The sequence below is a fragment of the Mycobacterium sp. MUNTM1 genome (assembly GCF_054660795.1).
In genome coordinates this window covers 222,629-248,828 of sequence record NZ_BAAGDE010000001.1, presented here as the reverse complement: position 1 = coordinate 248,828, position 26,200 = coordinate 222,629, and the positions used below count along the sequence as shown (strand labels likewise).

Annotated in this window: 24 protein-coding genes; 13 read left to right on the top strand and 11 right to left on the bottom strand. The window is 68.7% G+C overall.

The features are described 5' to 3' along the window. Positions 1-4: 4 nt before the first annotated feature. Together ACYQ8K_RS01075 and ACYQ8K_RS01070 are read left to right on the top strand one after the other, a co-directional pair. Positions 5-3,334 (top strand): transglutaminase family protein, encoded by a 3,330-nt coding sequence (locus ACYQ8K_RS01075; RefSeq protein ID WP_459966500.1) that lies wholly within the window; start codon positions 5-7, stop codon positions 3,332-3,334. Positions 3,335-3,387: 53 nt separating this feature from the next. Continuing rightward, positions 3,388-5,994 (top strand): circularly permuted type 2 ATP-grasp protein, encoded by a 2,607-nt coding sequence (locus tag ACYQ8K_RS01070; protein WP_459966610.1) that lies wholly within the window; start codon positions 3,388-3,390, stop codon positions 5,992-5,994. Between the two features lie 34 nt (positions 5,995-6,028). Here the strand turns inward: ACYQ8K_RS01070 and ACYQ8K_RS01065 are convergent, their stop codons facing one another. Then, positions 6,029-7,084 (bottom strand): zinc-binding metallopeptidase family protein, encoded by a 1,056-nt coding sequence (locus tag ACYQ8K_RS01065; RefSeq protein WP_459966499.1) that lies wholly within the window; start codon positions 7,082-7,084, stop codon positions 6,029-6,031. Beyond that, entirely contained in the window at positions 7,077-8,036 is a 960-nt protein-coding gene (locus ACYQ8K_RS01060; protein WP_459966498.1) for a transglutaminase family protein, read from the bottom strand. The genes ACYQ8K_RS01065 and ACYQ8K_RS01060 overlap by 8 nt, the downstream gene beginning before the upstream one ends. A 110-nt stretch (positions 8,037-8,146) precedes the next feature. Here ACYQ8K_RS01060 and ACYQ8K_RS01055 point away from each other — a divergent pair, with 110 nt between their 5' ends. Beyond that, positions 8,147-8,539, top strand: coding sequence for an MmcQ/YjbR family DNA-binding protein (locus ACYQ8K_RS01055; RefSeq protein WP_459966497.1), 393 nt, complete (start codon positions 8,147-8,149; stop codon positions 8,537-8,539). Positions 8,540-8,544: 5 nt separating this feature from the next. On the opposite strand, the gene ACYQ8K_RS01050 is transcribed toward ACYQ8K_RS01055, so the two are convergent. From ACYQ8K_RS01050 to aspS, 3 genes are read right to left on the bottom strand one after another with little or no spacing between them, the layout of a single operon-like run. Next, positions 8,545-9,624 (bottom strand): FUSC family protein, encoded by a 1,080-nt coding sequence (locus ACYQ8K_RS01050; protein ID WP_459966496.1) that lies wholly within the window; start codon positions 9,622-9,624, stop codon positions 8,545-8,547. 3 nt (positions 9,625-9,627) lie between these two features. Next, a complete protein-coding gene (locus ACYQ8K_RS01045; RefSeq protein WP_459966495.1) occupies positions 9,628-10,065 on the bottom strand; it encodes a nitroreductase family deazaflavin-dependent oxidoreductase in 438 nt (145 codons plus the stop codon). Next, positions 10,062-11,837, bottom strand: a complete 1,776-nt coding sequence (aspS, locus tag ACYQ8K_RS01040; RefSeq protein WP_459966494.1) for an aspartate--tRNA ligase — start codon at positions 11,835-11,837, stop codon at positions 10,062-10,064. The genes ACYQ8K_RS01045 and aspS overlap by 4 nt, the downstream gene beginning before the upstream one ends. A gap of 76 nt (positions 11,838-11,913) precedes the next feature. Here aspS and ACYQ8K_RS01035 point away from each other — a divergent pair, with 76 nt between their 5' ends. From ACYQ8K_RS01035 to ypfJ, 3 genes are read left to right on the top strand one after another with little or no spacing between them, the layout of a single operon-like run. Continuing rightward, the gene (locus ACYQ8K_RS01035) at positions 11,914-12,813 is read left to right on the top strand and encodes an oxidoreductase (protein WP_459966609.1); all 900 of its coding nucleotides are present in this window, start codon (positions 11,914-11,916) and stop codon (positions 12,811-12,813) included. Between the two features lie 9 nt (positions 12,814-12,822). Continuing rightward, complete coding sequence (locus ACYQ8K_RS01030) at positions 12,823-13,320, top strand: SRPBCC family protein (protein ID WP_459966493.1); 498 nt, start codon at positions 12,823-12,825, stop codon at positions 13,318-13,320. Positions 13,321-13,329: 9 nt separating this feature from the next. Next, the gene (ypfJ, locus tag ACYQ8K_RS01025; RefSeq protein WP_459966492.1) at positions 13,330-14,208 is read left to right on the top strand and encodes a KPN_02809 family neutral zinc metallopeptidase; all 879 of its coding nucleotides are present in this window, start codon (positions 13,330-13,332) and stop codon (positions 14,206-14,208) included. Here the strand turns inward: ypfJ and ACYQ8K_RS01020 are convergent. Together ACYQ8K_RS01020 and ACYQ8K_RS01015 are read right to left on the bottom strand one after the other, a co-directional pair. Beyond that, entirely contained in the window at positions 14,205-15,092 is an 888-nt protein-coding gene (locus ACYQ8K_RS01020) for a dihydrodipicolinate synthase family protein (protein WP_459966491.1), read from the bottom strand. The two genes, ypfJ and ACYQ8K_RS01020, sit on opposite strands and share 4 nt — an antisense overlap. 36 nt (positions 15,093-15,128) lie before the next feature. Then, positions 15,129-15,914, bottom strand: a complete 786-nt coding sequence (locus ACYQ8K_RS01015) for an aldolase (protein ID WP_459966490.1) — start codon at positions 15,912-15,914, stop codon at positions 15,129-15,131. 76 nt (positions 15,915-15,990) lie between these two features. Here ACYQ8K_RS01015 and ACYQ8K_RS01010 point away from each other — a divergent pair, with 76 nt between their 5' ends. From ACYQ8K_RS01010 to ACYQ8K_RS01000, 3 genes are read left to right on the top strand one after another with little or no spacing between them, the layout of a single operon-like run. After that, positions 15,991-16,542, top strand: coding sequence for a helix-turn-helix domain-containing protein (locus ACYQ8K_RS01010; protein ID WP_459966489.1), 552 nt, complete (start codon positions 15,991-15,993; stop codon positions 16,540-16,542). Positions 16,543-16,591: 49 nt separating this feature from the next. After that, entirely contained in the window at positions 16,592-18,196 is a 1,605-nt protein-coding gene (locus tag ACYQ8K_RS01005) for an MFS transporter (RefSeq protein ID WP_459966487.1), read from the top strand. Further along, the gene (locus ACYQ8K_RS01000) at positions 18,193-18,531 is read left to right on the top strand and encodes a gamma-glutamylcyclotransferase family protein (protein WP_459966486.1); all 339 of its coding nucleotides are present in this window, start codon (positions 18,193-18,195) and stop codon (positions 18,529-18,531) included. The genes ACYQ8K_RS01005 and ACYQ8K_RS01000 overlap by 4 nt, the downstream gene beginning before the upstream one ends. Here ACYQ8K_RS01000 and ACYQ8K_RS00995 read toward each other — a convergent pair whose 3' ends face one another. Next, positions 18,532-18,960, bottom strand: a complete 429-nt coding sequence (locus ACYQ8K_RS00995; protein ID WP_459966484.1) for a hypothetical protein — start codon at positions 18,958-18,960, stop codon at positions 18,532-18,534. 88 nt (positions 18,961-19,048) lie between these two features. Here ACYQ8K_RS00995 and ACYQ8K_RS00990 point away from each other — a divergent pair, with 88 nt between their 5' ends. Beyond that, a complete protein-coding gene (locus ACYQ8K_RS00990; protein WP_459966483.1) occupies positions 19,049-20,650 on the top strand; it encodes a purple acid phosphatase family protein in 1,602 nt (533 codons plus the stop codon). Between the two features lie 54 nt (positions 20,651-20,704). Further along, the gene (locus ACYQ8K_RS00985) at positions 20,705-22,336 is read left to right on the top strand and encodes a chloride channel protein (RefSeq protein ID WP_459966481.1); all 1,632 of its coding nucleotides are present in this window, start codon (positions 20,705-20,707) and stop codon (positions 22,334-22,336) included. Position 22,337: 1 nt separating this feature from the next. Here the strand turns inward: ACYQ8K_RS00985 and ACYQ8K_RS00980 are convergent, their stop codons facing one another. Further along, positions 22,338-23,366 carry an Rv2578c family radical SAM protein gene (locus ACYQ8K_RS00980; RefSeq protein ID WP_459966480.1) on the bottom strand — a complete coding sequence of 343 codons (1,029 nt, stop codon included), beginning with the start codon at positions 23,364-23,366 and terminating at the stop codon, positions 22,338-22,340. Positions 23,367-23,457: 91 nt separating this feature from the next. Next, entirely contained in the window at positions 23,458-24,264 is an 807-nt protein-coding gene (locus ACYQ8K_RS00975; RefSeq protein ID WP_459966479.1) for a class I SAM-dependent methyltransferase, read from the bottom strand. Positions 24,265-24,466: 202 nt separating this feature from the next. On the opposite strand from ACYQ8K_RS00975, the gene ACYQ8K_RS00970 reads away from it, so the two are divergent. Then, positions 24,467-24,952 carry an SRPBCC family protein gene (locus ACYQ8K_RS00970; RefSeq protein ID WP_459966477.1) on the top strand — a complete coding sequence of 162 codons (486 nt, stop codon included), beginning with the start codon at positions 24,467-24,469 and terminating at the stop codon, positions 24,950-24,952. A gap of 128 nt (positions 24,953-25,080) precedes the next feature. Beyond that, the gene (locus ACYQ8K_RS00965; RefSeq protein ID WP_065026686.1) at positions 25,081-25,305 is read left to right on the top strand and encodes a deoxyribodipyrimidine photolyase; all 225 of its coding nucleotides are present in this window, start codon (positions 25,081-25,083) and stop codon (positions 25,303-25,305) included. A 161-nt stretch (positions 25,306-25,466) separates the two neighbouring features. On the opposite strand, the gene ACYQ8K_RS00960 is transcribed toward ACYQ8K_RS00965, so the two are convergent. Next, on the bottom strand, positions 25,467-25,979 hold the full coding sequence (locus ACYQ8K_RS00960; protein WP_459966476.1) for a hypothetical protein: 513 nt from the start codon (positions 25,977-25,979) through the stop codon (positions 25,467-25,469). Between the last annotated feature and the right edge of the window lie 221 nt (positions 25,980-26,200).

Here is a 26,200-nt window from a genome sequence, read left to right as displayed (position 1 = left end):
GACTATGAGCATCAAAGTTGCGCTGGAGCACCGCACCAGCTACACCTTTGACCGGCTGGTCCGGGTCTATCCGCACATCGTGCGGCTGCGCCCGGCGCCCCACACCCGCACGCCCATCGAGGCGTACTCATTACGCATCGAGCCCGACGAACACTTCATCAACTGGCAGCAGGACGCGTTGGGCAATTTCCTTGCCCGGCTGGTGTTTCCGAATCCGATGCAGCAGCTCAGCATCACCGTCGGGCTGATCGCCGACCTCAAGGTGATCAACCCGTTCGACTTCTTCATCGAGGACTGGGCCGAACGGTGGGTCCCCGCCGACGGGCGGCCCGGGCTGACCTACCCCAGGGAGCTGGCCGAGGACCTGGAGCCCTACCTGCGGCCGGTCGACGAAGCGGGCGACGGCTCGGGCCCCGGCGAGCTGGTGCGGGCCTGGCTGAACAATTTCTCGGTGCGCGTCGGCACGCGCACCATCGACATGCTGGTCGAACTCAACCGTGCGATCAACGCCGACGTCGCCTACAGCCTGCGGATGGAACCCGGTGTGCAGACACCGGATTACACGCTGCGCGCCGGGGTCGGCTCGTGTCGTGACTCGGCCTGGCTGCTGGTGTCGATCCTGCGCCAGCTGGGGCTGGCCGCCCGCTTCGTGTCCGGCTACCTGGTGCAGCTGGCCTCCGACGTCGAGGCCCTCGACGGGCCGTCGGGACCCGCGGCGGACTTCACCGACTTGCACGCCTGGACCGAGGTGTACATCCCGGGCGCGGGCTGGATCGGGCTCGATCCGACGTCCGGGCTGTTCGCGGGCGAGGGCCACATCCCGCTGGCGGCCACGCCGCACCCGACGTCGGCGGCACCGATCAGCGGCGGCACCGAACCCTGCACCTCGGTGCTGGAGTTCGCCAACACCGTCACCCGGGTGCACGAAGATCCGCGCGTCACGCTGCCGTACACCGACGACGCGTGGCGCACGATCCGCGACGTCGGCCGGCGCGTCGACGAGCGGCTGGCCGCGGCCGACGTCCGGCTCACGATCGGCGGTGAGCCGACGTTCGTGTCGGTGGACAACCAGGTCGCCAAGGAGTGGACGACGGCCGCCGACGGCCCGCACAAGCGGCAGCGCGCCTCCGATCTGGCCGCCCGGCTGAAGGCCGTATGGGCGCCGGGCGGCGTGATCCAGCGCGGACAGGGCCGGTGGTATCCCGGAGAACCGTTGCCCCGCTGGCAGATTGCGCTGCATTGGCGCACCGACGGGCGTCCGCTGTGGACCGACGAGACGCTGCTGGCCGACCCATGGAGCGGCAAGGCGCATCGCCCCGTCGACAACGAGGCGGCCGCCCAGGTGCTGGCCGGGATCGCCGACGGCCTGGGCCTGCCGGCCTCGCAGGTGCGGCCGGCCTACGAGGACCCGCTGCATCGGCTGGCGGTCAAAGTCCGTGAGCCCGAAGGGGATCCGGTGGACGCCGCCGACGACCTGGAAGCCGACTCCCCCGCCGGCCGCGCGGCGCTGCTGGCCCGTCTGGACGAATCCATCACGGCCCCGGCGGCATTCGTGCTGCCCCTGCACCGGCGCGACGATGACCTCGGGTGGGCCAGCGCCGACTGGCGGCTGCGCCGCGGCCGCGTCGTGTTGCTGCCCGGGGATTCTCCGGCGGGGCTGCGGCTGCCGCTGGATTCGGTCAGCTGGACACCGCCGCGCCCGTCGTTCGAGGCCGATCCCCTGACCGTCGGTGCCGGACTGTCGACGGAGTCGACCGGCGCCGCGCAGGTGGTCGACGCCGACGGCGCGCCACCCACCGCGTTGGTCACCGAGATTCGGGACGGGCTGCTCTATGTGTTCCTGCCGCCCACCGAAGGGCTCGAGCACTACGTCGATCTGATCGCCCGGGTCGAGGCGGCGGCGGCGAAGGCCGACTGCCCGGTGGTGATCGAGGGTTACGATCCCCCGCCCGACCCGCGGCTGCGCTCGACCACCATCACCCCGGACCCCGGTGTCATCGAGGTCAACGTCGCGCCCACCGCCAGCTTCGACGAACAGAACCAGCAGCTGGAGACGCTGTACGCGCAGGCCCGGCTGGCCCGCCTGTCCACCGAGTCCTTCGATGTGGACGGCACGCACGGCGGCACCGGCGGCGGCAACCACATCACCCTGGGCGGTGTGACGCCCGCGGACTCACCGCTGCTGCGCCGGCCCGACCTGCTGGTGTCGCTGCTGACGTACTGGCAGCGCCACCCGTCGCTGTCCTACCTGTTCGCCGGCCGGTTCGTGGGCACCACGTCGCAGGCGCCGCGGGTGGACGAGGGCCGCGCCGAGGCCCTCTACGAACTCGAGATCGCGTTCGCCGAGATCGCCCGGCTGGGCGGCGGCGGCGCCACCAAGCCGTGGGTGATCGACCGCGCGCTGCGCCACCTGCTCACCGACATCACCGGCAACACCCACCGCGCCGAATTCTGCATCGACAAGCTCTACAGCCCCGACAGCGCCCGCGGCCGGCTCGGCCTGCTGGAGTTGCGCGGCTTCGAGATGCCCCCGCACCTGCGCATGGCCATGGTGCAGTCGCTGCTGGTGCGCTCACTGGTCGCGTGGTTCTGGGACGAGCCGCTGCGCGCGCCGCTGATCCGCCACGGCGCCAACCTGCACGGCCGATACCTGTTGCCGCACTTCCTGATTCATGACATCGCCGAGGTCGCGGCGGACCTGCGTGCGCACGGCATCGCGTTCGAGACCAGCTGGCTGGATCCGTTCACCGAGTTCCGCTTCCCGCGCATCGGGACCGCGGTGTTCGACGGCGTGGAGATCGAACTGCGCGGCGCCATCGAGCCGTGGACCACGCTGGGCGAGGAATCCACCGCCACCGGCACGGCGCGCTACGTCGACTCCTCGGTCGAGCGCATCCAGGTCCGCATCATCGGGGCCGACCGGCATCGTTATGTGTTGACGGCCAACGGCTATCCGGTGCCGCTGCTGGCCACCGACAATCCGGACATCCACGTGGCCGGCGTGCGGTTCAAGGCCTGGCAGCCGCCCAGCGCGCTGCACTCCACCATCTCGGCCGACGGGCCATTGCGGTTCGAGCTGATCGATCTCACCACCGGCACCTCGCGCGGGGGCTGCACGTACCACGTCGCGCACCCGGGCGGGCGGGCCTACGACACACCACCGGTCAACGCCGTGGAGGCCGAGGCACGCCGCGCCCGCCGCTTCGAGGCGACCGGCTTCACCCCCGGCAAACTCGACCTGTCCGGCATCCGGGAGAAGCAGGCCCGGATCTTCACCGATGTCGGCGCGCCGGGCATCCTCGACCTGCGCCGCGTGCGTACCGTTGCGCAGTAATGACGTTTGCGGACATGACATTCGGCACCGGCGCAACGGCTGGGCCCGGCTCGATGGCCGGCGCCGCGCGCTACGACGCCGATCGCCTGCTGGCCGGATACCGCGCCGCGCGGGCCCAGGAGGCGCTCTTCGATCTGCGGCACGGCCCGGCGAGCGGCTATGACGAGTTCGTCGACCAGGACGGCAACGTGCGCCCGGCGTGGGCGGAGCTGGCCGACACCATCGCCGAGCGCGGCCGCACCGGGTTGGACCGGCTGCGCTCGGTGGTGCACGACCTCATCGACAACGACGGCATCACCTACACCGACGTCGAGCCCGGCGGCCGCGGCCAGGAACCCCGGCCCTGGCAGCTGGACACCCTGCCGATCGTGCTGTCCGCGGCCGACTGGGAGGTGCTCGAGGCCGGCCTGCTGCAACGGTCGCGGGTGCTCGACGCCGTGCTGACCGACCTGTACGGCCCGCGCAGCCTGCTCACCGAAGGCGTCCTGCCCCCCGAGCTGCTGTTCGGCCACCCCGGGTACGTGCGCGCGGCCAATGGCATCGAAATCCCGGGCCGCCACCAGCTTTTCATGCACGCCTGCGATGTCAGCCGACGACCGGACGGCGAGTTCGTCGTCAACGGCGACCGCACCCAGGCGCCCTCGGGAGCCGGGTACGCGCTGGCCGACCGGCGGGTCGTCGCGCACTCGATTCCCGACCTCTACGAGCGCATCGCACCGCGGCCGACGACGCCGTTCGCCCAGGCGCTGCGGCTGGCGCTGATCGACGCGGCACCCGATGACGCCCAGGACCCGGTGGTGGTGGTGCTGTCCCCGGGCATCTACTCCGAGACCGCGTTCGACCAGGCGTATCTGGCTACCCTGCTGGGTTTTCCGATGGTGGAAAGCGCCGACCTGGTGGTGCGCGACGGCATGTTGTGGATGCGCTCGCTGGGCACGCTGAAGCGCGTCGACGTCGTGCTGCGCCGGGTCGACGCCGACTACACCGACCCGCTGGACCTGCGCGCCGACTCGCGGCTCGGCGTCGCCGGATTGGTGGAGGCCCAGCACCGTGGGACGGTGACCGTGGTCAACACGCTGGGCAGCGGAATCCTGGAAAACCCTGGGCTGCTGCGTTTCCTGCCCGCGATGGCCGAGCACCTGCTGTCGGAGACGCTGCAGCTGCCCACCGCCCAGGTCTACTGGGGCGGCATCGCCGGCGAACGCTCACACCTGCTGGCGAACCTGTCGTCGCTGTTGGTGAAGTCTACCGTCGGCGAGAAAACCCTTGTCGGGCCCACTCTTTCGGCTCAGCAGCTGACACGGTTGGCGGCCCGTATCGAGCGGATGCCCTGGCAGTGGATCGGCCAGGAGCTGCCGCAATTCTCGTCCGCGCCCACCGACCATGCCGGCGTGCTGTCGTCGGCGGGCGTCGGCATCCGGTTGTTTACCGTCGCCCAGCGCGGCGGCTACGCGCCGATGATCGGCGGCATCGGCTATGTGCTGGCACCCGGGTCCGCCGCATATACACTGAAAACCATTGCGGCGAAGGATGTCTGGGTGCGGCCCACCGAGCGCGCCCGCGCCGAGGCGATCAGCCTGCCGACGCCGGAGCCGCCGGCGAAGACGGCGGCGGGCACCTGGGGCATCAGCTCGCCGCGTGTGCTGTCCGACCTGTTCTGGATCGGCCGCTACGGCGAGCGCGCGGAAAGCATGGCGCGGCTGCTGATCGTCACCCGCGACCGGTTCCACGTCTACCGCCACCACCAGCACAGCGAGGAAAGCGAATGCGTGCCGGTGCTGATGACCGCGCTGGGCCGCATCACCGGAACGCCCGACACCGGCGGCGACCACGCCGAGATGATCGCGACCGCGCCCTCCACGCTGTGGTCGCTCACCGTCGATCCGCACCGGCCCGGTTCCCTGGTGCAATCGGTGGAGGGCCTGGCGCTGGCCGCAAGGGCGGTGCGCGACCAGATGTCGAACGACACCTGGATGGTGCTGGCCGCGGTGGAACGCGCGCTCGCACTGGAAAGCGAACCGCCGGAATCGCTTTCCGAGGCCGACGCCCTGCTCACCGGGGCGCAGGCCCAAACTTTGGCCGGCATGCTCACCCTGTCCGGGGTGGCCAGCGAGTCGATGGTGCGCGACGTCGGCTGGACGATGATGGACATCGGCAAACGGATCGAACGCGGGCTGTGGCTGACGGCGTTGCTGCAGGCCACCCTGACGGTCGGCCGCGGCGCCGCGGCCGAGCAGACCGTCATCGAGTCCACCCTGGTGGCGTGCGAGTCGTCGGTCATCTACCGGCGCCGCACGGTGGGCAAGATCAGCGTGGCCGCCATGGCCGAGCTGATGCTGTTCGACGCGCAGAACCCGCGGTCGCTGCTGTACCAGCTGGAGCGGCTGCGGATCAACCTGCGGGACCTGCCCGGCTCGTCGGGGTCGTCACGCCCCGAACGGCTGGTGGACGAGATCGGCACCCTGCTGCGGCGCTCCCACCCCGCCGAGCTCGAACGGGTCGGCGGCGACGGCCGGCGCGCGGAGCTGGCGGAGCTGCTCGCCGCGGTGCACGGCGAGCTGCGCGACCTGGCCGAGGTCATCACCACCACCCAGCTGGCGTTGCCCGGTGGCATGCAACCGATTTGGGGTCCCGACGAGCGACGGGTGATGCCGGCCTAGCCGGGTGCGTTCGATGTCGCCCGCGAAGCGGCCCCTAGCCGGCCACCGAGGCGCGACCGCGGGCCTCCGACGTCACCTCATCGACCACGGTGTAGATGAACCGCATCTTCTCCAGCACCGCGACCGGCAGCACGAACGGGTACAAGTCGTCGTGGCCCATCGACCGGTTCACCATGTTCAGTGACCACGACAGGGGCAGCCACATGTCGATGATCGTCTGAAAAGCGCTGGGGCCCAAGGCGGGCCGGTCGAACGTGGCCGACGCCGGCGCCAGTCCGCACCACGCCGAGGTGTCCAGCGTGTCGCGGATGTGCAGATAGTGGGCGAACGTCTCGGCCCAGTCCTCGGCGGGATGCATGGTGGCGTAGGACGACACGAAGTCCTCCTGCCAGCCCTCGGGAGCGCCCTCGTTGTAGTGGCGGTCGAGCGCCTCCTGATAGTCGGCTTCGTGGTCACCGAACAGCTCGTTGAACCGCTGCACGTAGTCGGTGAACGGAGCGATCAGCCGGTAGTAGTAGTAATGCCCGATCTCGTGGCGGAAGTGCCCGAGCAGGGTCCGGTAGGGCTCGTCCATCTCGACGCGCAGCTGCTCGCGGTGGGCGTCATCACCCTCGGCCAAATCGATAGTGATGACCCCGTTTTCGTGTCCGGTCATCACCTTCTCGTGCGCGCTGGACAGCAGCCGGAACGCCAGGCCGTAGTCGGGATCCCGGTCCCGTCCGACGATCGGCAGCTTGAGCTCGCTCAGCTCGGCGATCAACCTGCGTTTGGCCGCCTCGGCACGGGCGAACTCGGCCATCCCGACGGTGTCGGCGTCGTTGGGCCGCTCGATCGTCAGCGCGCACGAGGGGCACAGCAGCCGGGGGGTATTGACGGGAACCAGCCAATTACATTCGGCGAGAAGTAGATTCGCGCACAGCTGATACTCGCTGGCGTGCACGAAGCCGGCGTGCTCGCCGGTGTCGTCCTCCGAAATCACCAGCAGCGCCATCTGGTCGAGTGAAAACCCCAGCGCGCTCCCGCAATTCAGGCAGGTGGAGTTCTCGAAGGTCAGTCGCTGACCGCAGTTGGGGCAGGTGAAGTCACGCATGCAGCACTTCGCCTTCGTAGGGCACCACGTCGACGGCGACGTCGATCACGCTGTGCTCCGAGTTGGTGTAGATGATGCCCCGCAGCGGCGGGACGTCCGCGTAGTCACGGCCCCGGCCCACGACGATGTAGCGCTCGTCGACCATCTGGTCGTTGGTGGGATCGAGTCCCAGCCATTCGAATTGGCCGGGCCGCTGCGCAGTCCACACCGCGGCCCAGGCGTGGGTGGCGTCGATGCCGATCATCCGATCCTTTCCGGGTGGCGGATCGGTGGCCAGATACCCGGATACGTAACTGGCCGCCAACCCGTTGGCTCGCAGGCAGGCGATCGCCAGCCTGGCGAAGTCTTGGCATACCCCTTCGCGGGCGGCCAGAACCTCATTGACCCCGGTGGAAATCGTCGTCGACCCCGACTTGTAGGTGAAATCGGTGAAAATGCGCGACGTCAGGTCTCCCAGCACCTCGATCAGCGGGCGACCCGGGGTGAAGCTGGGCGCCGCGTAGTCGCGGACGTCGTCGGTGATCTCGGGCGGATTGAGGTCCAGGGTGAACTCGGTCGCGAGCGCTCCGGCGGGCCCGGCCGGCCGGGCCGCCTCCCACGGCTGCGCCGCCGGCCCGCCGGTGTAGAGGTCCGCGCTGGGCGGATAGACGTCGACGATCGAGTCGCTGGTCACCTTCAGGACACCGTGCGGCTCGGTCACGTGGAAATAGGAGCTGATGTTGCCGTAGCTGTCCTCGCTGGTGGAGCTGTCGGCGGGCGCCGGGTCGATGATCAGCCGATGCGCGACACAGCGCTGCCGCAGCGAGTCGCGCGGAGTGAGAAATCCGCGGCCGTAAGAGCTGGTCACGACGTCGGAGTAGCGGTACTCGGTGCGGTGGGTCACCCGGTGACGGCGTGCGACCCCGGTTCCCGGTTCGCCTGGTTCTGCTGGCAAGCGCTTCCTCCTCCTCATCGCTGATCTCATCACATGCCGGACGGTTGCGTGGGGTCCGCCGGAAGCCCCGCCGCGTACCGTTTGCCGATCCGACGGCACTCGCGCCGAAACGGGAGCACAATCGTGTTGTGGCCACGTGGGGCGAGGTCGCCCGCATCGTTGGTGAGCTGGCACTCACCTCCGAGCCGTCACCGCATGACTGGCGGGTCGGCAAGAAACTGCTGGCCTGGGAGCGGCCGCTGCGGCCCTCCGAGCGCGAGGCGCTGGAGCGCGACGGTCCGCCGCCGCCGCCGCAGGGCGACATCCTCGGCGTTCGGGTGTCCGATGAGGGCGTCAAGTTCGCGCTGATCGACGACGAGCCCGGGACCTACTTCACCACACCGCATTTCGACGGCTATCCCGCGGTGCTGGTCAACCTGGCCAAAATTTCGGTGCGTGATCTCGAGGACCTGATCACCGAGGCGTGGCTGACCCAGGCGCCGCGAAAGTTGGTGCAGGAGTTCCTGGCCGACTCGCGCTGAAGTGCTCACGCGTGCCGAAGATCGATGACCCGTTGCAGGTCGTCCACGCATGCGCTGACGACGTCGGCGAGGATCACGTGCGTCTTCTCGCGCGCGCCGGACTGCAACTCCGCCGCGTGGTGACGCGCCGAGGCGGTGTATGCGCAGGCGCCGGCGGGATCGGTGTCGGCGAGCGCGGTCGCGGCCGCCAGCACCACCAGCACGGTGGGCACCGGCTGGGGAAGGCGCTCGCGGCCGCCGGCTGAGGTGGGCTCGGGGCCGGGCGAGACGGCGCGGGCCAGTTGCAGCACCGAGCCGGCCAGCAGAGCCACGTGCACGGCCTGATGGTCGGCGGCCTGAATGGCGGCCCGCAGGCCCCATCGTCGCGGCGCGATGGTGACGACGTGGCGCGCGGTGGTGCGCGCCTCGAGCAGCTCGCTGAGCTGTTCGTGCACCCGGTCGACGGCAGTCAGCGGCCAGTCCGGCGGCGGTTCCTTGCGGCCGACGGCGACGTCCGCGGCCCGGGACAGCACGTCGTGCAGCACCCCGAGCACGCCGGCGCGGGCGCTGCGCAGCACCGCCAGCGGGTCGGCGGGAAACAGCAGGACGGCGAAGACGATGGCCACCGCGCCGCCGATCAGCGCGTCGAAGATGCGTTCCAGCCCGACGCCGCCGCGGTAGAGCGCCAGCACCAGGATCGCCGACACCACGGTCTGGTTGGCGAACATCATGCCGTGACCGATGAAGCCGCCCCCGATGAACACCGCGGCGCCCAGCGCCACCAGCGCGGCCACCGCGATGGGCACCTCGCCGGGACCGAGCAGGCCCTGCACCAGCGAGCCCACCCCGATGCCCAGGGTCACCCCGATCATCATCTGGACGGCGCGTTGCGCGCGCAGCACGTTGCTGGTCGACAACGACACCGCGGCGGCGATCGGCGCGAAGAACGGCTGCGGGTGGTCCAGCACATCGTGCGCCAGGTACCAGGACAGGCCCGCGGCCACCGCGGTCTGCACCAGGTTGAACCAGACCAGCCGCAGCCGTTTGCTGCCCGCGCGCGCGGCGGCGAGAACCAGCGATGGGATCGCCCGCCGCGAAGCGCCCACCGGTTAGGTCCGGTTTAACTCGAAGAGCGGAATCACCCGGGTGGTCTTGGCCTGGTACTCGGCGAAGCCGGGCGCGGCGGCGGTGACCTTGTCGAAGAGCGCGCCCCGCTCGTCGGCGGGCAGCTCGTGGGCGGCGACGTCGAACGTGTCGGTGCCGATCTCCACCCGCGCCCGCGGGTTGGCCCGCAGGTTGTGCACCCAGGCCGGGCTGACCGGGGCGCCGGCGAAGGAGCCGATGATGATCAGCTTGCCGTCGATGCGGAAGTAGGCCAGCGGCGACACTCGGGGGCGGCCGGTTTTGGCCCCGGTCGTGTGGAGCAGCAGCAGGTCGGCGTTGGCGAACTGGCCGCCGACCTTGCCGTCGTTGGCGCGGAACTCCGCGATGATCTTCTCGTTGAAATCGTTGACGAATGCGGGGTCAAGGCTCTGTTGCTCAGTCATGCCCTGTCAACCTTCTCGGGCTTGGCGTCTATTCCGGACTCCTTGCGCTGCTGGGCGGTGATGGGCGCCGGCGCTTCGGTGAGCGGGTCGACGCCGCCGCCGGTCTTCGGGAAGGCGATCACCTCGCGGATGGAGTCGACCCCGGACAGCAGCGCGTTGATCCGGTCCCAGCCGAACGCGATCCCGCCGTGCGGCGGCGCGCCAAAGGTGAACGCCTCCAACAGGAATCCGAATTTCTCGTCGGCCTCGGCATGGTCCAGGCCCATCACCGCGAACACCCGCTCCTGGACGTCGCGGCGGTGGATACGGATCGATCCGCCGCCGATCTCGTTGCCGTTGCAGACGATGTCGTAGGCGTCGGCGAGCACGTTGCCGGTGTCGGTCTCGATCGCGTCTTCGTGGCCCGGCTTGGGTGAGGTGAACGCGTGGTGCACCGCGGTCCACGCCCCCGACCCGACGGCGACGTCGCCGGCGGCGGTCGCGTCGTCGGCGGGCTCGAACAGCGGCGGGTCCACCACCCAGACGAACGCCCACGCTTGCGCGTCGATCAGGTCCAGCCGGTGGGCGATCTCGCTTCGGGCGGCCCCGAGCAGGGCCCGCGACGGCTTGGCCGGCCCGGCCGAGAAGAAGACGCAGTCCCCGGGCTTCGCCCCGACCTGGGCGGCCAGCCCGTCACGCTCGGCGTCGGTCAGGTTCTTGGCGACCGGACCGCCCAGGGTGCCGTCGTCGGCGATCAGCACGTAGGCCAGTCCGCGGTGCCCGCGCTGCTTGGCCCACTCCTGCCAGCCGTCCAGCGTGCGCCGCGGCTGCGAGGCGCCGCCGGGCATCACCACGGCGCCGACGTAGGGGGCCTGGAAGACGCGAAATGTGGTGTCTTTGAAGAACTCTGTGCAGTCGACGAGCTCAAGCCCGAAGCGCATGTCGGGCTTGTCGGAGCCGAATCGCCGCATCGCGTCGGCGTAGCTGATCCGCGGGATGGGCGTCGGGATCTGATACCCGATCAGCGCCCACAGCGCGGACAGGATCTCCTCGGAGATGGCGATGACGTCCTCGGCGTCGACGAAGCTCAGCTCCATGTCGAGCTGGGTGAACTCGGGCTGGCGGTCGGCGCGGAAATCCTCGTCGCGGTAGCAGCGCGCGATCTGGTAGTAACGCTCCATGCCGGCCACCATCAGCAGCTGCTTGAACAGCTGTGGGCTCTGCGGCAGCGCGTAGAACGAGCCGGGGTGCAGGCGGGAAGGCACCAGGAAGTCGCGCGCCCCCTCCGGGGTCGACCGGGTGATCGTCGGGGTTTCGATCTCGACGAAGTCATGTTGCGCGAGCACCGACCGCGCGGCGGCATTCACCTTGGAGCGCAAGCGGATTGCCTCGGCCGGGCCGTCGCGGCGCAGGTCCAGGTACCGGTATTTCAGCCGCAGCTCCTCGCCGGCCGGCTCGTCGAGCTGGAACGGCAGCGGCGCGCTCTCGCCGAGCACGGTCAGCGTGGTGGCGTTGACCTCGATGTCGCCGGTGGCGATCTCCGGGTTGGCGTTGCCCTCGGGCCGGATCTCGACCACACCGGTGACCGCGACGCAGAATTCGGCGCGCAGCCGGTGCGCCTGGGCCAGCACGTCGGACTCGCGGAATACCACCTGGGCGATCCCGGAGGCGTCGCGCAGGTCGATGAAGATGACGCCGCCGTGGTCGCGGCGACGGGCCACCCAGCCCGCCAGCGTCACCTGCTGCCCGGCGTCGCTACTTCTCAGCGAACCCGCGGCGTGACTGCGCAGCACGAAACACTCCCCATTTCCTGATGTGGTTGCACCGGCCAGAACGAGTGCCCAGTCTAAAGGAGGTAATTTCGGTGGCATCGCCACAGACGCTGCTACCAACATCGCCCTGGTCGGTCCGGGCGCCGTCGGCACGACGGCCGCCGCGCTGCTGCACAAGGCCGGTCACTCGGTGATGGTGTGCGGTCGCACCCCGCGCGACGCCATCGAGTTGCGGCCCGACGGGGCCGACCCGATCGTCGTCCCCGGGCCGGTGCGCACCGATCCCGCCGAGGTGACCGCGCCGGTGGACGTGGTGCTGGTGGCCGTCAAGGCCACCCAGAACGACTCGGCGGCCGGTTGGCTGGCCCGGCTGTGCGACGTCCACACCATCGTCGTGGTGCTGCAAAACGGTGTCGAGCAGGTCGAGCAGGTGCAGCCGCACTGCCCGCTGTCCCCCGTCGTCCCCGGGATCGTGTGGTACTCGGCTCAGGCCCAGCCCGAGGGCTGGGTGAGGCTGCGCACCGAGGCTGCCGTGGTCCTGCCCAGCGGGCCGTCCGCGGAGACGGTCGCCGAGCTGCTGCGCGGCGCCGGCTGCCGGGTCGATTGCGACCCCGACATCCTCACCGCGGCCTGGCACAAGCTGCTCACCAACGCGCTGGCCGGGTTCATGGCGCTGGCGCGGCGGCGGTCCGGGATGTTCCGCCGCGACGACGTCGCCGCGCTGTCGCGGCGCTATGTCGCCGAGTGCCTGGCCGTGGCGCGGGCCGAGGGAGCCCGGTTGGGCGACGGCGTGGTCGACGAGCTGGTCGACATGTTCCGCAACGTCGCCGAGGACATGAGCACGTCGATCCTGACCGACGCCGAACACCGGCGGCCGATGGAATGGGACATCCGCAACGGCGTGATCGTTCGCAAGGGCCGGGCCCACGGCCTGGCCACGCCGATCAGCGACGTCATAGTGCCCTTACTCGCCGCGGCGAGCGACGGCCCCGGCTAAGTTGTTGTCATGTTCCCCTGCGAGCGCGTCGATACGAGCTTCACCGACACCGCACCGTTTCGGTTCAGCAACAGCGTCGACCTGGCCATCACGCCCGAGCAGCTGTTCGAGGTGCTTTCCGATGCTCAGTCCTGGCCGCGGTGGGCGAAGGTGATCACCAAGGTGACCTGGACCAGCCCCGAGCCGCGTGGCGTCCGGACCACCCGCGTCGTCGAGATGCGCGGCGGCATCGTCGGCAACGAGGAGTTCCTCGCCTGGGAACCGTTCACGCACATGGCATTTCGGTTCAATGAATGCTCGACCCGGTCCGTGGCGGCTTTCGCCGAGGATTACCGGGTCGAGGTCATCCCGGGTGGCTGCCGGCTGACGTGGACCATGGCCCAGAAACCGGCCGGGCCGGCGAAGCTGGCGATGGTCGTGGTGGGGCCGCTGCTGAACCTGGCCCTGCGCCGCTACCTGCGCAACCTGCGCAGCTACACCGACTCCCTTGCGACCCGGCAACGTTAGGAGAGCGTCATGACCTTCAACGAGGGCATGCAGATCGACACCAGCACCGCGTCCTCGTCCGGTGGGGGCGGCATGGGAATGGCCGTCGGGGGTGGCGGCCTCGGGCTGCTCATTCTGATCGGCGCGCTGTTCCTGGGCGTCGATCCCGGCCGCGTGATGAACTCCCAGCAGACGAACACCGGCGGCTACTCGGCACCCGGGTTCGACCTGAGCCAGTGCAAGACCGGCGCCGACGCCAACAAGTACGTCCAATGCCGCGTGGTCGCCACCGGCAACTCGGTGGACGCGGTGTGGCACCAGCTGCTGCAGGGTTACACCCGCCCGCACGTCCGGCTGTTCACCGGATCGGTGGAGACCGGCTGCGGGCACGCGACCACCGCGGTCGGGCCGTTCTACTGCCCGGTGGACAAGACGGCGTATTTCGACACCGACTTCTTCAAGGAGCTGGTGGATCGATTCGGTTCCAGCGGTGGGCCGTTCGCCCAGGAGTATGTGGTCGCCCACGAATACGGTCACCACGTGCAGAACCTGCAGGGCCTGCTGGGCCGCTCGCAGCAGGGCGCACAGGGCGCCGGCGGCAACGGCGTTCGCACCGAGCTACAGGCCGACTGCTACGCCGGAATCTGGGCGCACTACGCGTCCACGGTCAAGCAGGAGAGCACCGGCGTGCCGTACCTGGAACCGTTGAGCGACAAGGACATTTCGGATGCCCTCTCGGCCGCGGCGTCGGTGGGCGACGACCGGATCCAGAAGGAATCCACCGGCCGGGTCAACCCCGAGTCCTGGACGCACGGTTCGTCCGAACAGCGGCAGAAGTGGTTCACCATCGGATACCAGACCGGCGACCCGAACAAGTGTGACACCTTCTCCGCGCCCGACCTGGGCTAGGCCTTTGTCAGCAGGCCCCGCAGCTCGGCGCGGCCCTGTTCGTCGAGCGGCAGCAGCGGCGCGCGCGGGTCGCCGACTCCGAAATCGAGCAGCTCCAGGCCGGCCTTCACGGTGGTGGCCAGTCCGCCCGCGACGATGAAGGTGAGCAGCGGCTTGAGGTCGTCGTAGAGCTTCTGTGCGGTGTCGAGGTCTTGCGCACGCACCGCCTCGTACAGGCCGATGCACGGCTGTGGCCGCAGATTCGGTGCGGCCGTGCACCATCCGGACGCCCCGGCCTTCAGCGCGTCGAGCACCAGCGGGTTGCTGCCGTTGTAGAAGGGCAACCGGTTGCCGGAAAGTTCGGCGATGCGCTGCATCCGGGTCAGGTCGCCGGTGGATTCCTTGACCATGCGTACGTTGTCGATGCCTTCGAACATGCGCACCAGCAGCTCGGGAGGCATGTCGACACCGCTGGTGGCCGGGTTGTTGTAGGCCATGATCGGAATCGAGATGGCGTCGCTGATGCTGCGGTAATGCTGGAAGATCTCGCGCTCGGTGAGCTTCCAGTAGGACACCGGCAGGATCATCACCGCGTCGGCCCCGGCCTGCTGGGCATACGTGGCGCGCCGAATCGTCTTGGCGGTGGTCACATCCGACACCCCGACGATCACCGGGACGCGGCCGGCGACGGTAGCGATGGTGGTGTCGATGACGGCGTCGACCTCGGGTTCCTCGAGGTACGCCAGTTCGCCGGTGCTGCCCAGCGGCGCGATCGCGTGAACATCGGCGGACACCAGCCGCTCGACCAGTGCGGCCAGCCGTTGGGTGTCAATCCCCTTGTCGGAGAACGGGGTTACCGGGTAGGCGATGATGCCGTGGATCTTGGGCGTGGGCGTTCGCGCCACAGCGGGCTCCTCGAATTGGGTTGGCGGATAACGGGTTCAGCTGGTCAACACGTCGGGGTGCCGGGCCAGTGCCCGGCGGGCGTAGTAGGCGAAGTTGGCGCGGCTGCGCTGCGGTGACAGCGTCCAGTCGTGGGCCTCGCGGGCCAGTTCCTCGGGCAGTTCCTTGACGGTGCCGGCGGCCATGGCGGTCAGCTGCAGTTTGGCGGCGCGCTCGATGAGGATTCCCAGCGAGCACGCCTCCTCGACGCTGGCACCGGCGATGACGTGGCCGTGATGCGCCAGCAGCACCGCCTTCTTGTCGCCGAGGGCGGCGCTGATGATCTCCCCCTCTTCGTTGCCGACCGGCACGCCCGGCCATTTCGGCAAGAACGCGCAGTCACCGTAGAGCGGCGTGGTGTCCATGTGCGAGACGATCAGCGGGACTTCCAGCATCGACAGCGCCGCCACGTGAAACGCGTGCGTGTGCACGATGCATTGGACGTCGGGCCGGGCGCGATAGATCCAGCTGTGAAAACGGTTGGCGGGATTGGCGATTCCATCCCCGTCGAGGACGTTGAGGTCCTCGTCGACCAGCAGCAGGTTTTCGTCGGTGATTTCGTCGAACCCCAGGCCCAGCCGCTGGGTGTAGTAGGTGCCGTCGGCCTCGGCGCGGGCGGTGATCTGGCCGGCCAGCCCGGAGTCATGCCCGGCGTCGAACAACGCCCGGCACGTCAAGGCCAGCTTCTGGCGGGTGGTCAGCTGCGAATCGGCGACGTCGGCCGTCAGCTGCTCGGCAGCCCGGCGCATCAGTTCGGACTTCGACTCGGTGAACGTGCTGGCCATGATCGGCTCCCTCGGCGCGAACGTGTGACACAATAGTAGCACTGTAGGAAACATTGTGTCATGAGAGGGGCGCCCCATGACCGCACTGCTGCGCGCGGTCCGCAAGCAACGCGGCCTCACCCTGGAGGAGCTGGCCCGCCAGACCGGACTGACCAAGAGCTACCTGTCCAAGATCGAACGCCGTTGCAGCACACCGTCGATCGCGGTGGCCCTCAAGGTCGCCAAGGCCCTCGACGTCGACGTGGGCCGGCTGTTCTCCGAGGAGGCGGCGCAGGAGAAGATCACCGTCGAGCGCGCCCCCCGCGATGCCGAGGGTGAGCGCTACCGGGTGCTCGCCTCGTCACTGCTGGGAAAGTCGATGTCGCCGTTCGTGGTTCGCCCGACGGAGCAGCTTGCCGACGATCCCCATCCCGAACATGCCGGCCAGGAATTCATGTTCGTGCACGCCGGAACCGTCGAGCTCGACTACGGGGACCAGACGTTCACCCTCGGGCCGGGCGACAGCGCCTATTTCGACGCCTCGGTCAGCCACAAGATCCGCGCGGTCGGCGCCGAACGCGCCCAAGTGGTCGTCGTCGCGCACGACGAGCCCGGCGCCCGCAGCACCCGCGACATTTTTGTGTCCTAGACTGCTATCCCCGCAGCTTCCTCCCGCAGAACGCGAAAGGCGTTGCCGTATGCCGTCAACGGATGCCGAGGACCGGCAAGCGTCCGCCTGGGCACCGATGCGCAATCGCGTGTTTCGCGCGTTGTTCATCGCGCAGTTCGTCTCCAACGTCGGGACCTGGATGCAAAGCGTCGCCGCGCAATGGTTCCTGATCGAAGACCACAGCAGTGCCGTCATCGTGGCCCTGGTTCAGACCGCGAGCCTGGGGCCGACGCTGCTGCTGGGATTCTTCGCCGGGGCGCTGGCCGACCTCTTCGACCGGCGGCGACTGCTGATCTTCCTGCAGTCGTACGCGGTGGTGGTGACGCTGGCCCTGGCCGTGCTGACGTTCCTCGGCACCCTCACCCCGACGTCGCTGTTGCTGTTCACCTTGGCGGTCGGCTTCGCCTCCGCCCTGACCGCGCCGGCCTGGCAGGCGATACAGCCCGAGGTCGTCACGCGCGAGGAGATTCCGGCCGCGGCGACGCTGGCCAGCGTCTCGGTGAACATCGCCCGCGTGGTCGGGCCCGCGATCGGCGGCGTGGTGCTGGCCGCGACCGGTCCCGGAGCCGTCTTCGCCATCAACGCGATATCGTTCGCCGGCATCATCGTCGCCCTGGCGGCGTGGCGCCGACCCAGACAAGAGCCACCCGTCGAGCGAGAACACTTCAGCCAGGCCATCGTCACCGGCTTCCGGTACGTCGCCAACGGCCCGATTTTCCGCCGGATTCTCTTGCGCACAGCCCTTTTCGTGTTTCCCGCTTCGGCGCTGCCGGCGCTGTTACCGGTGGCAGCCGCCGACCGGTGGCACCTTGGGTCCGGTGGCTACGGGGTGGCCTTGGGCGCCATAGGTTTTGGCGCGGTGCTCGCCGTTGCGGTTCCCGCGCCGCTTCGCCAGAAGGTGCCGCCCAACGCCCTGCTGGCCATTTCGGCCGCCGCGTACGCCCTCGCACCGCTCGCCGTGGTGTGGCTGCCGTTCGCCGCGGCGGCGCCGCTTCTGGTGCTGTCCGGGACGACCTGGCTGATCACGTTGACGACGCTGAACGCCGCCGCGCAACTCCACCTGCCGCAGTGGGTGCGGGCCCGCGGATTGTCGGTGTATCTCGTGGTTTTCACGGGGTCCCAGGCATTCGGCTCGTACCTGTGGGGCGCCGTCGCCACCCGGGCGGGGCTTGATCTCGCGCTCATCGTGTCGGCCGCGTTCCTGGGCGCCGCCGCCCTCAGCGTCGCCGTTCTCCCCCTGCGGCCGTCCACCGGGAAGCTCAGCCGCGACATCTCCAGGGCATGGCCGTCGCCCGTGGTCGTATTCGAACCCTGCCCCAACGACGGACCGGTCCTGGTGGCCATCCGCTACCGGGTGGCGGCCGACAAACTTCAGGAGTTCGTCAACGCGATGAGCGCGGTGCGGCGATCGCGGCTGCGCACCGGTGGGCACAGCTGGCGGCTCTATCACAGCATCGAAGATCCCGACGCGGTCCTCGAGAGGTTCACCGTGCCGTCCTGGACCGAGTTTGTCCACCAGCACACCGAGCGCTGGCTCGAGTCCGACCACGACGGCCTGGCCACGGCGGTGAGCTACACCGTCGACAGCACCCGGCAGCACGAGTACTACCTGGCGCTGCGGGTGCACCGATGACCCAGCTGTTGTTCTCCTACGGCACGCTGCAGCAGCCCGAGGTCCAACGCGCGACGTTCGGCCGCGAACTCACCGGCCACCGCGACGCGATCGTCGGCTACCAGCTGGATTTCGTCACCATCACCGACCCGCACGTCGTCGCCACCAGCGGCAGCGACCGCCACCCGATCCTGCGCCCGACCGACCGGCCCGACGCGCACGTGGACGGGACGGTGTTCGCCCTCAGCGAAACCGATCTGGCGGCCGCCGACGAATACGAGGTGGACGACTACCGCCGCATCGAGGTGCCGCTGCGATCGGGCGCGACGGCGTGGGTGTACGTCTTCGCCGGCTGACTAGCCGAGTCGGCAGGTGACGGTGGTGGTGGCGTCCTGCTGGACGACCACCTGGCCGTCCACGGCGATCTCGCAGTGGAACTGGGCCGGACCGTTGCCCGAATCCGGCCAGTGCAGCATGCCGCTGGCGGTGATGCTCGCGAACTGGTTCGGGTTCGCCAGCGTGGCGGTGTAGGTGACCGGCGCTCCGCCGCTGAGCGGGGCCTGCACGCTGGTCGAGAACTTCGACGGGTCCGCGTTGAAAGCGGCCTGGCTGGGCGGGTCGGCGTTCACGTAGGAGACGTTTGCGGTCAGGTTGTTGGGGCTCGTGACGGTGTAGGTCACCTGGTGGCCATCCGCATGCGCCGCCGCCGGCGTCAGCGCCGTCGCCGCAGCCATTGCCAGCGTCACCGCCGAGATCGCGCTCGCTGTCCTTTGCACGTTCGTCATATCGAAAACGCTACCGGATTCGTTAGCGGCGGTTCGCTGTTTACCAGCAGCTGTGCCCGCGGTTGCCCGGCTCCGGTATGAAGCAAGCATGAGCGATGAGACGCGTCCGGCCCCGAAACGGGCCGATAGCGCCGACGAGCCGGTGACCCGCCGCCGGTTGCTGACGACCGGGGCGGTGTCGGCCGCCCTCGGGGTGGGCATCGGGGGCGGCGCCGTGCTGTTGTGGTCACGCCCGCGGGGCCCGATGGCCTGGCTGCAGCCCGACCGGCGCGGCGCACCGCCGGTCGGCGGGCTGCACCTGCAGTTCGGGAAGAACGCCGGCACCGAAGTGGTGGTGTCCTGGCACACCACCGACGCGGTGCGCAATCCACGCGTCCTGCTCGGGACGCCGACTTCCGGCTTCGGCCGCACCGTCGCCGCGGAAACCCGCACCTACCGGGACGCGAAGTCGGGCACCGAAGTTCGCGTCAACCATGCCCGGCTGACCGACCTCAGCCCGGACACCGACTACGTGTACGCCGCGGTGCACGACGGCGCGGAACCGGAGCAGGGCACCGTGCGCACCGCACCGACGGGCCGAAAACGACTGCTGTTCACCAGCTTCGGTGACCAGTCCACGCCGGCACTGGCCAAGCTGCCCGACGGCAGGTACGCCACCGACAACATCGGCTCACCTGCCGCGGCCGACACCACCATGGCGATCGAACGGATGGGCCCGCTGTTCAACCTGATCAACGGCGACCTGTGCTACGCCAACCTGGCGCGGGACCGGGTGCGCACCTGGTCGAACTGGTTCGAGAACAACACCCGCTCGGCGCGATACCGGCCCTGGATGCCGGCGGCCGGCAATCACGAGAACGAATTGGGCAACGGGCCAATCGGTTACGGCGCGTATCAGGCCTACTTCGCGGTGCCCGATTCCGGGTCGAGCCCCGAGACCCGCGGCATGTGGTACTCGTTCACCGCCGGCTCCGTGCGGGTGATCAGCCTGAGCAACGACGACGTCGCCTTCCAGGACGGCGGCAACTTCTACGTGCACGGTTACTCCGGCGGCGAGCAAAAGCGATGGCTGGCAAGTGAACTCGCTTCGGCCCGACGCGACCCGGAGATCGACTGGATCGTGGTGTGCATGCACCAGACGGCGATCTCCACCGCCGACAAAACCAACGGCGCAGACCTGGGCATCCGCGAGGAATGGCTGCCGTTGTTCGACCAGTACCAGGTCGACCTGGTGGTGTGCGGCCACGAGCACCACTACGAGCGCTCACACCCGTTGCGCGGCACGCTGGGCACCGACACCCGCACGCCCATACCCGTCGACACCCGAAGCGATGTCATCGACGCCACTCGCGGAACGGTGCACCTGGTGATCGGTGGCGGTGGCACCTCGGCGCCGAGCAACGCGATGTTCTTCCCCGATCTCCGGTGCCGCGTGGTGACCGGCGTGGGCGCCTTCGATCCCGGGCTGGGCCGCAAGGCCCCGATCTACGTCCTGGAGGACGCGCCGTGGTCGGCGTTTCGCGACCGTGAGAACCCTTACGGTTTCGTAGCTTTCGACGTCGACCCGGGCCAACCCGGCGGTAACACCTCGATCAAGGCGACGCACTACGCGCTGCGGGGCGCTTTCGGCGAGGTTGCCGCGATCGACGAATTCACGCTCACCAAGCCCCGCGGTGACAAGCCCGGCTAACCCGGCGCAGCAACGTGGCCACAGCGGATTTTATCCCTGTGAAATACTTCAGAAATGGTTGAATCGCCGGGTGGTCCGGTCACCGGGGGCCGCCTGGCGGACTTCGTGGTCGATCGGCGCATGCTGCTGATCACGGCACTCGCGGTGCCGATCGGTGCGCTCGCCGCGGGCGCGGCGTGGTGCCTGCTCCGGTTGATCGGGCTGGTCACCAACCTCGTCTTCTACCAGCGCTGGGCCGTCGGCCTGGTGGCACCGGGATCCCACCCTCATCCCTGGTGGTTGTTGCTGGGCGCCCCGGTCGCCGGCGGCCTGGTGGTCGGTGTCATGGCGCGGCTGGGCTCGGAGAAGATTCGCGGTCACGGCATGCCCGAAGCGATCGAGGCGATTCTCACTCAGGGCAGCCGCGTCGAACCGAAAGTCGCTATCCTCAAACCGATTTCGGCCGCGATCAGCATCGGCACCGGCGGCCCGTTCGGCGCCGAGGGGCCGATCATCATGACCGGCGGGGCGCTCGGGTCGATCCTCGCCCAACACCTGCATCTGACCGCCGACGAGCGCAAGATCCTGCTGGTTTCCGGAGCCGCCGGCGGGATGGCGGCCACCTTCAATTCGCCGCTGGCGTCCATCCTGCTGGCGGTCGAGCTGCTGCTGTTCGAATGGCGGCCCCGCAGCCTGATCCCGGTGACCGCGGCGGTCGTCGTCGCGACCGTCGTGCGCCAATTCATTCTCGGCGGCGACCCGGTCTTCCCGGTCGACGTTGCGCACCTGAGCCGCGTCGACTGGAAGATCGACCTGCTCGCGCTCGTCATCGGGGCGTGCGGCGCGGTGGTCGCCATCGCCGCCACGCGTCTGGTGTATCTGGCCGAAGATGCCTTCTCGCGCCTGCCGATCCACTGGATGTGGTGGCCCGCGATCGGCGGCCTGGTGATCGGGGCGGGCGGGCTGATCGAGCCACGGGCGCTCGGCGTCGGCTACGACGTGATCGACGCGCTGCTCACCGGCCGCGCCACCCTGTCCCTGATTGTCGGCATTCTCATCGTGAAGACCGCCATCTGGTCACTGTCATTGGGATCGGGCACATCGGGCGGCGTACTCGCGCCGGTGTTCATGATCGGCGGTGCGCTCGGAGCCCTTGTGGGACAAGGCCTGCCGCAGGTGTTCCCGGGTTTCTGGGCGATCCTCGGGCTGGCGGCCGTGGTGGGCGGCGTCATGCGGTCGCCGCTGACCGGCATCGTGTTCACCCTCGAGCTCACCCACGCCTGGCCCGCGCTGCTCCCCTTGATCGTGGCCTCGACCACCGCCTACGCCGCGTCCGTGATGATGCTCGACCGATCCGTGCTGACCGAGAAGATCGCCCGGCGCGGGTTGCACCTGACCCGCGACTACACCACCGACCCGCTCGAAGCGTTCTTCGTGGCCGACGTCATGCATCGGGAGCCGGCGGACATCCCCACGGGCGGCGACGTCAGCACCCGCGACACCCTGCGGCATGCCGCGAACATCCTCGCCGAGTCCGGCGGCCGCGCGCTGCGCGTCCTGTCGCCGGAGGGCACCGAACAAGGCCACCTGCTGTTGCAGGATCTGCTTGTCGCCCGCCTGCACGACATCAACGAAGACACCCGGCGCACCCGGCACTTCATCGCGTTCGCCCGGAGGCGTGCACGACGGGTCGCCGACCCCGACTAGCTCAAAACAGCGTCGCCTGAACGGGTTCCGGTGGCGGCGCGACCGAGACCACTCGCGAGAACGGTCGGTGGTCGCCGGCCAGTCGATGCTTGGCGATCAGCGGGGCAGCCCGCTCCCGCAACATGTTTCGATAGCCCTGCGGCAGGTAGGCGCCGCGCCGGTACAGCTCGCGATAGCGGCCGACCAGCTCGGGATGCGAGCGTGCCAACCACGCCATGAACCAGCCCCGGGTCGAGCTGCGCAGGTGCAGGCCGAACACCGTGACGCTGCTGGCGCCGGCCGCCGCGATCTGACCGAGCAGCCCGTCGAGATGCTCGACGGAATCGGTGAGGTGCGGCAGCACCGGCGCGACCATCACGTGACAGTCCAGCCCGGCGGCACGGATCGCGCTGATCAGGCCCAACCGCGCCTGCGGTGTGGGCGTGCCGGGCTCGACGTCCTTGTGCAGCTCGGGATCGCCGACGGCCAGCGACACCGCGACCGAAACCGGAACCTGCGCCGCGGCTTGGGTGATCAACGGCAGGTCGCGGCGCAGCAGCGTGCCTTTGGTCAGGATCGACAGCGGCGTGCCCGATTCAGCCAGGGCGCCGATGATGCCGGGCATCAGCGCGTAGCGCCCCTCGGCGCGCTGGTACGGATCGGTGTTGGTGCCCAGGGCGACGGTCTCGCGCTGCCAGGACGGCCGCCGCAGCTCGCGACGCAGCACCTCGACGACGTTGGTTTTGACGACGACCTGAGTGTCAAAGTCGTTGCCGCAGTCCAGCTCCAGGTATTCGTGGGTGGGGCGGGCGAAGCAGTACCGGCAGGCGTGCGAGCAGCCGCGGTAGCCGTTGACGGTGTAGCGGAACGGCAGCGCGGCCGCGTTCGGCACCTTGTTCAGCGCGGACTTGCACACCACCTCGTGAAAGGTGATCCCATCGAACTGCGGCGAGCGCACGGTGCGCAGGAAGCCGATGCGCTGCAGCCCCGGCAGCGCCCCGTCCTCGACCGGTGTCCCATTGACCGCGACGGCCTGGTTTGCCCACCGCATGCGCCTATTCGAACATTAGTTCGATCGCGAGTCAAGTGGCGCCGAAGACGGTGGCTCCGTTCCCCTCGCGCGCCGCCGCGGCGCACAGCCGTCAGCCGGATTTGTAGGCGAGCACGATGCGCTCAGCGGCGCGGCAGGAGAGGCCGAACCGCGCTGTCACATCTTGAGGGCCGAGATCCTCGACGACTCGGAATCCGCCGGTCGACAACAGGTCCGCGGTCTCCTGCGGTGTTGTCAGCGTAATGAACGGCTCACCGAGCGCCGCGACGGTGCGCACCACCCGCTCAGCGGCGGCGCGGAGGTCAGCGTCCCTGGCGGATTCCGGAAGGTTATAGGTGATCGCGGCCGCGCATGGCGGGAGGCCAGCGAGCGTCTCGGTGATGGCGGCGGGCGTCAGGTATGGGAGGACCCCCACCCAATTGACGAAGATCGGCCGCGTGAGGTCAACGGAGGATGTCCGCAGGGCTTCTGCAACTCGTTGCTCCTCGAAGTCGACCCCCGTCATGGTGAGCGTCGCGGGCTCGGAACCGCCGAGTTTTTCCAGACGCTCACGCTTCCAACCTTGCGTGGACGGGTGGTCGAACTCATGAACCTCGATCGCTCCCGCCTGCCGCCAGGCGAAGGTGTCGAGGCCGGCCCCGAGAATCACGTACTGCTCGGCCTTGCTCGTGGTCAGCCAGTCCTCCGAGATCCGCGTTCGCGCGGCAATCCACGTAGCAGCGTCCGCCCAGCGCTCGCCGAACAGTTCGTGTGCCAACTCGAGATTCGTCTCTGCGTAGGGGCCAAGGAGCGGCCACGCCATCCAATCTTGAAGCAGTGCGCGTGACCCGTTCAGCAGCAGGTGCGCCGCCCTGCCTGTCGCGATCAGCATCGCGGTGCGGCTCGGCTCGTTTCGCATCCAAAAAGCGTACGGTCGTGGCGAGCCAGGGAAGACTTTTTCACCAAACAGTTTGTGCGACAATAGCGATCACGTCTTGGAACATAGGTCCGCTTCGAAACCGGCGTACGACAGCGCGTCGACGCCGCCGCGACCTCACGGGGGCGTCGGGCCGGGGTTAAGCTGCGGTTCGTACCGTCCCTACGCCGGCCGCGAGGAAAAAATGACTGAACGCATCGAGACTTCCCGCACCATCGCCGCGCCCGCACCGGCCATCTTCGCCGTGCTCTGCGACCCGCAGGGCCACGTGGCGATCGACTCGTCCGGGATGCTCCAAGACGCCGAGGGCGAGCGGGTGCGCGCCGCCGGCGACCAGTTCATCGTTCACATGGATCGCGAGTCATTGAACGATTTCCCCGAGTTGGGCAAATACGACGTCACCGTCCACATCAAGGAATTCGAGCAGGATCGGCTGATTTCCTGGACCGTTCTCGGCCAGATCCAGCCGCCGATCGGCCACGTCTACGGCTACACGCTCACGCCCGCCGAAGACGCCGCGGCCACCGTCGTCACCTCGTTCTACGACTGGTCGAACATCGACCCGAAGTGGCGGGAAGCCGGGATTTTTCCGATTTTGTCCGAGGGCGCATTGCGCGCCACTCTGGGAATTCTCGACCGGACGGTGCGCCGCGGTTATCCGGGCGGATAAACCCCACGAGCACCAGCGCCACACGCCGTGCTGCTCATCGATTTTCGGGTGAGCGGGTAATTGGGACCGCGGTTTCGCGCGACAATTGTTCGGGTATCACCTCGGGGCCCCTCACGAAAGGACCTGTCATGTTGCACTCGGTGATCTTGGCGAGTTCGGACCCCGTCGCGGCCGGCTTCATCCTCCGTGGCATCAAAGGAATTTTCGTCGCCATCGGCAGCATTATCGCCGCAATAGTCTGCGGAATCATCGCCATGATGAAGGGCCGAAATCCCCTGGGTTGGGGAATTCTCGGGCTGTTCTTTTCGATCCTGACGTTGATCGTCGTCATCATCATTCCCAGCAAAAAGTAGCGCTTAGAACGGCGGCGGCACTCCGTCGCCAACGGCGTGGTTCAGTTCGGAAGCCCAGGCGTAAGACGGCCTTTCGATCTGGCGCGCGAGTCGATTGTGGTGCCTTTCGGTGGCGATACGAGCGGCGCGGTTCTGCGCCCGGGTGCCGCGACGCTTGGGCATCATCGCCGCCCGGTCACCGCACGGCTCGCCGTTGGTGGCCCGCCGCAGAGGAGGCGTGCCGGTGGGCCGGGATCAGCGACTCCACGGTGCTGAACGCCTTCACCGAGGCGTTCTGGCGCTTGGTGATCGCGTCGTAGAGGGTCTTGGCCGAGGCGTCGGAGAACCGTGCAGGGGTTGAGCTGGGCGCCGGTGACCGTCTTGGTCTGAATCTCGCAGTCGGAGGTGACGCCGCGAAGATCACCGACATTGCCGCCAAGGGTCTGCATCAGCGAATCGCCGGCCTCGATGGCCGCTTCGGCGCGTTCTAGCGTTTCCTTTTCTTCCAGGAATTGCTGGGCATTGCTCTCGTAGCGGGCGTAGGCCTGCTTCTCGGTGAAGCCCTTGGTCTTCAGATCGGCAACCCGATTGCTGATCCAAATGCCCAGTTCTTCGTTCGCCTTCTTGCGGGCGTCGAGTTGTGCTTTATTCATTTGTTTTCTGTTGTCTTTCGATTGATAGTCGTTGTGGCCCAAAGGGACCGGGACTACCAGCGGACGCACTTTATGCGGGTCACCGAAGTGAGCGGCGGGTGCGTCGGGTGGTGGGCTTCGTCCGTATGCGGGTCAATCTCGGCGGGTGTAAGGCGGCCTCGATGAGCGGCGGGGCAAGCCGATGAAGTCGCTGACGCGTTAGCAACTTCGTAAGTCTGTATTTTCGGGGCTCAGATGGCCCCTGCGGCATTTCGGCCGGTGGC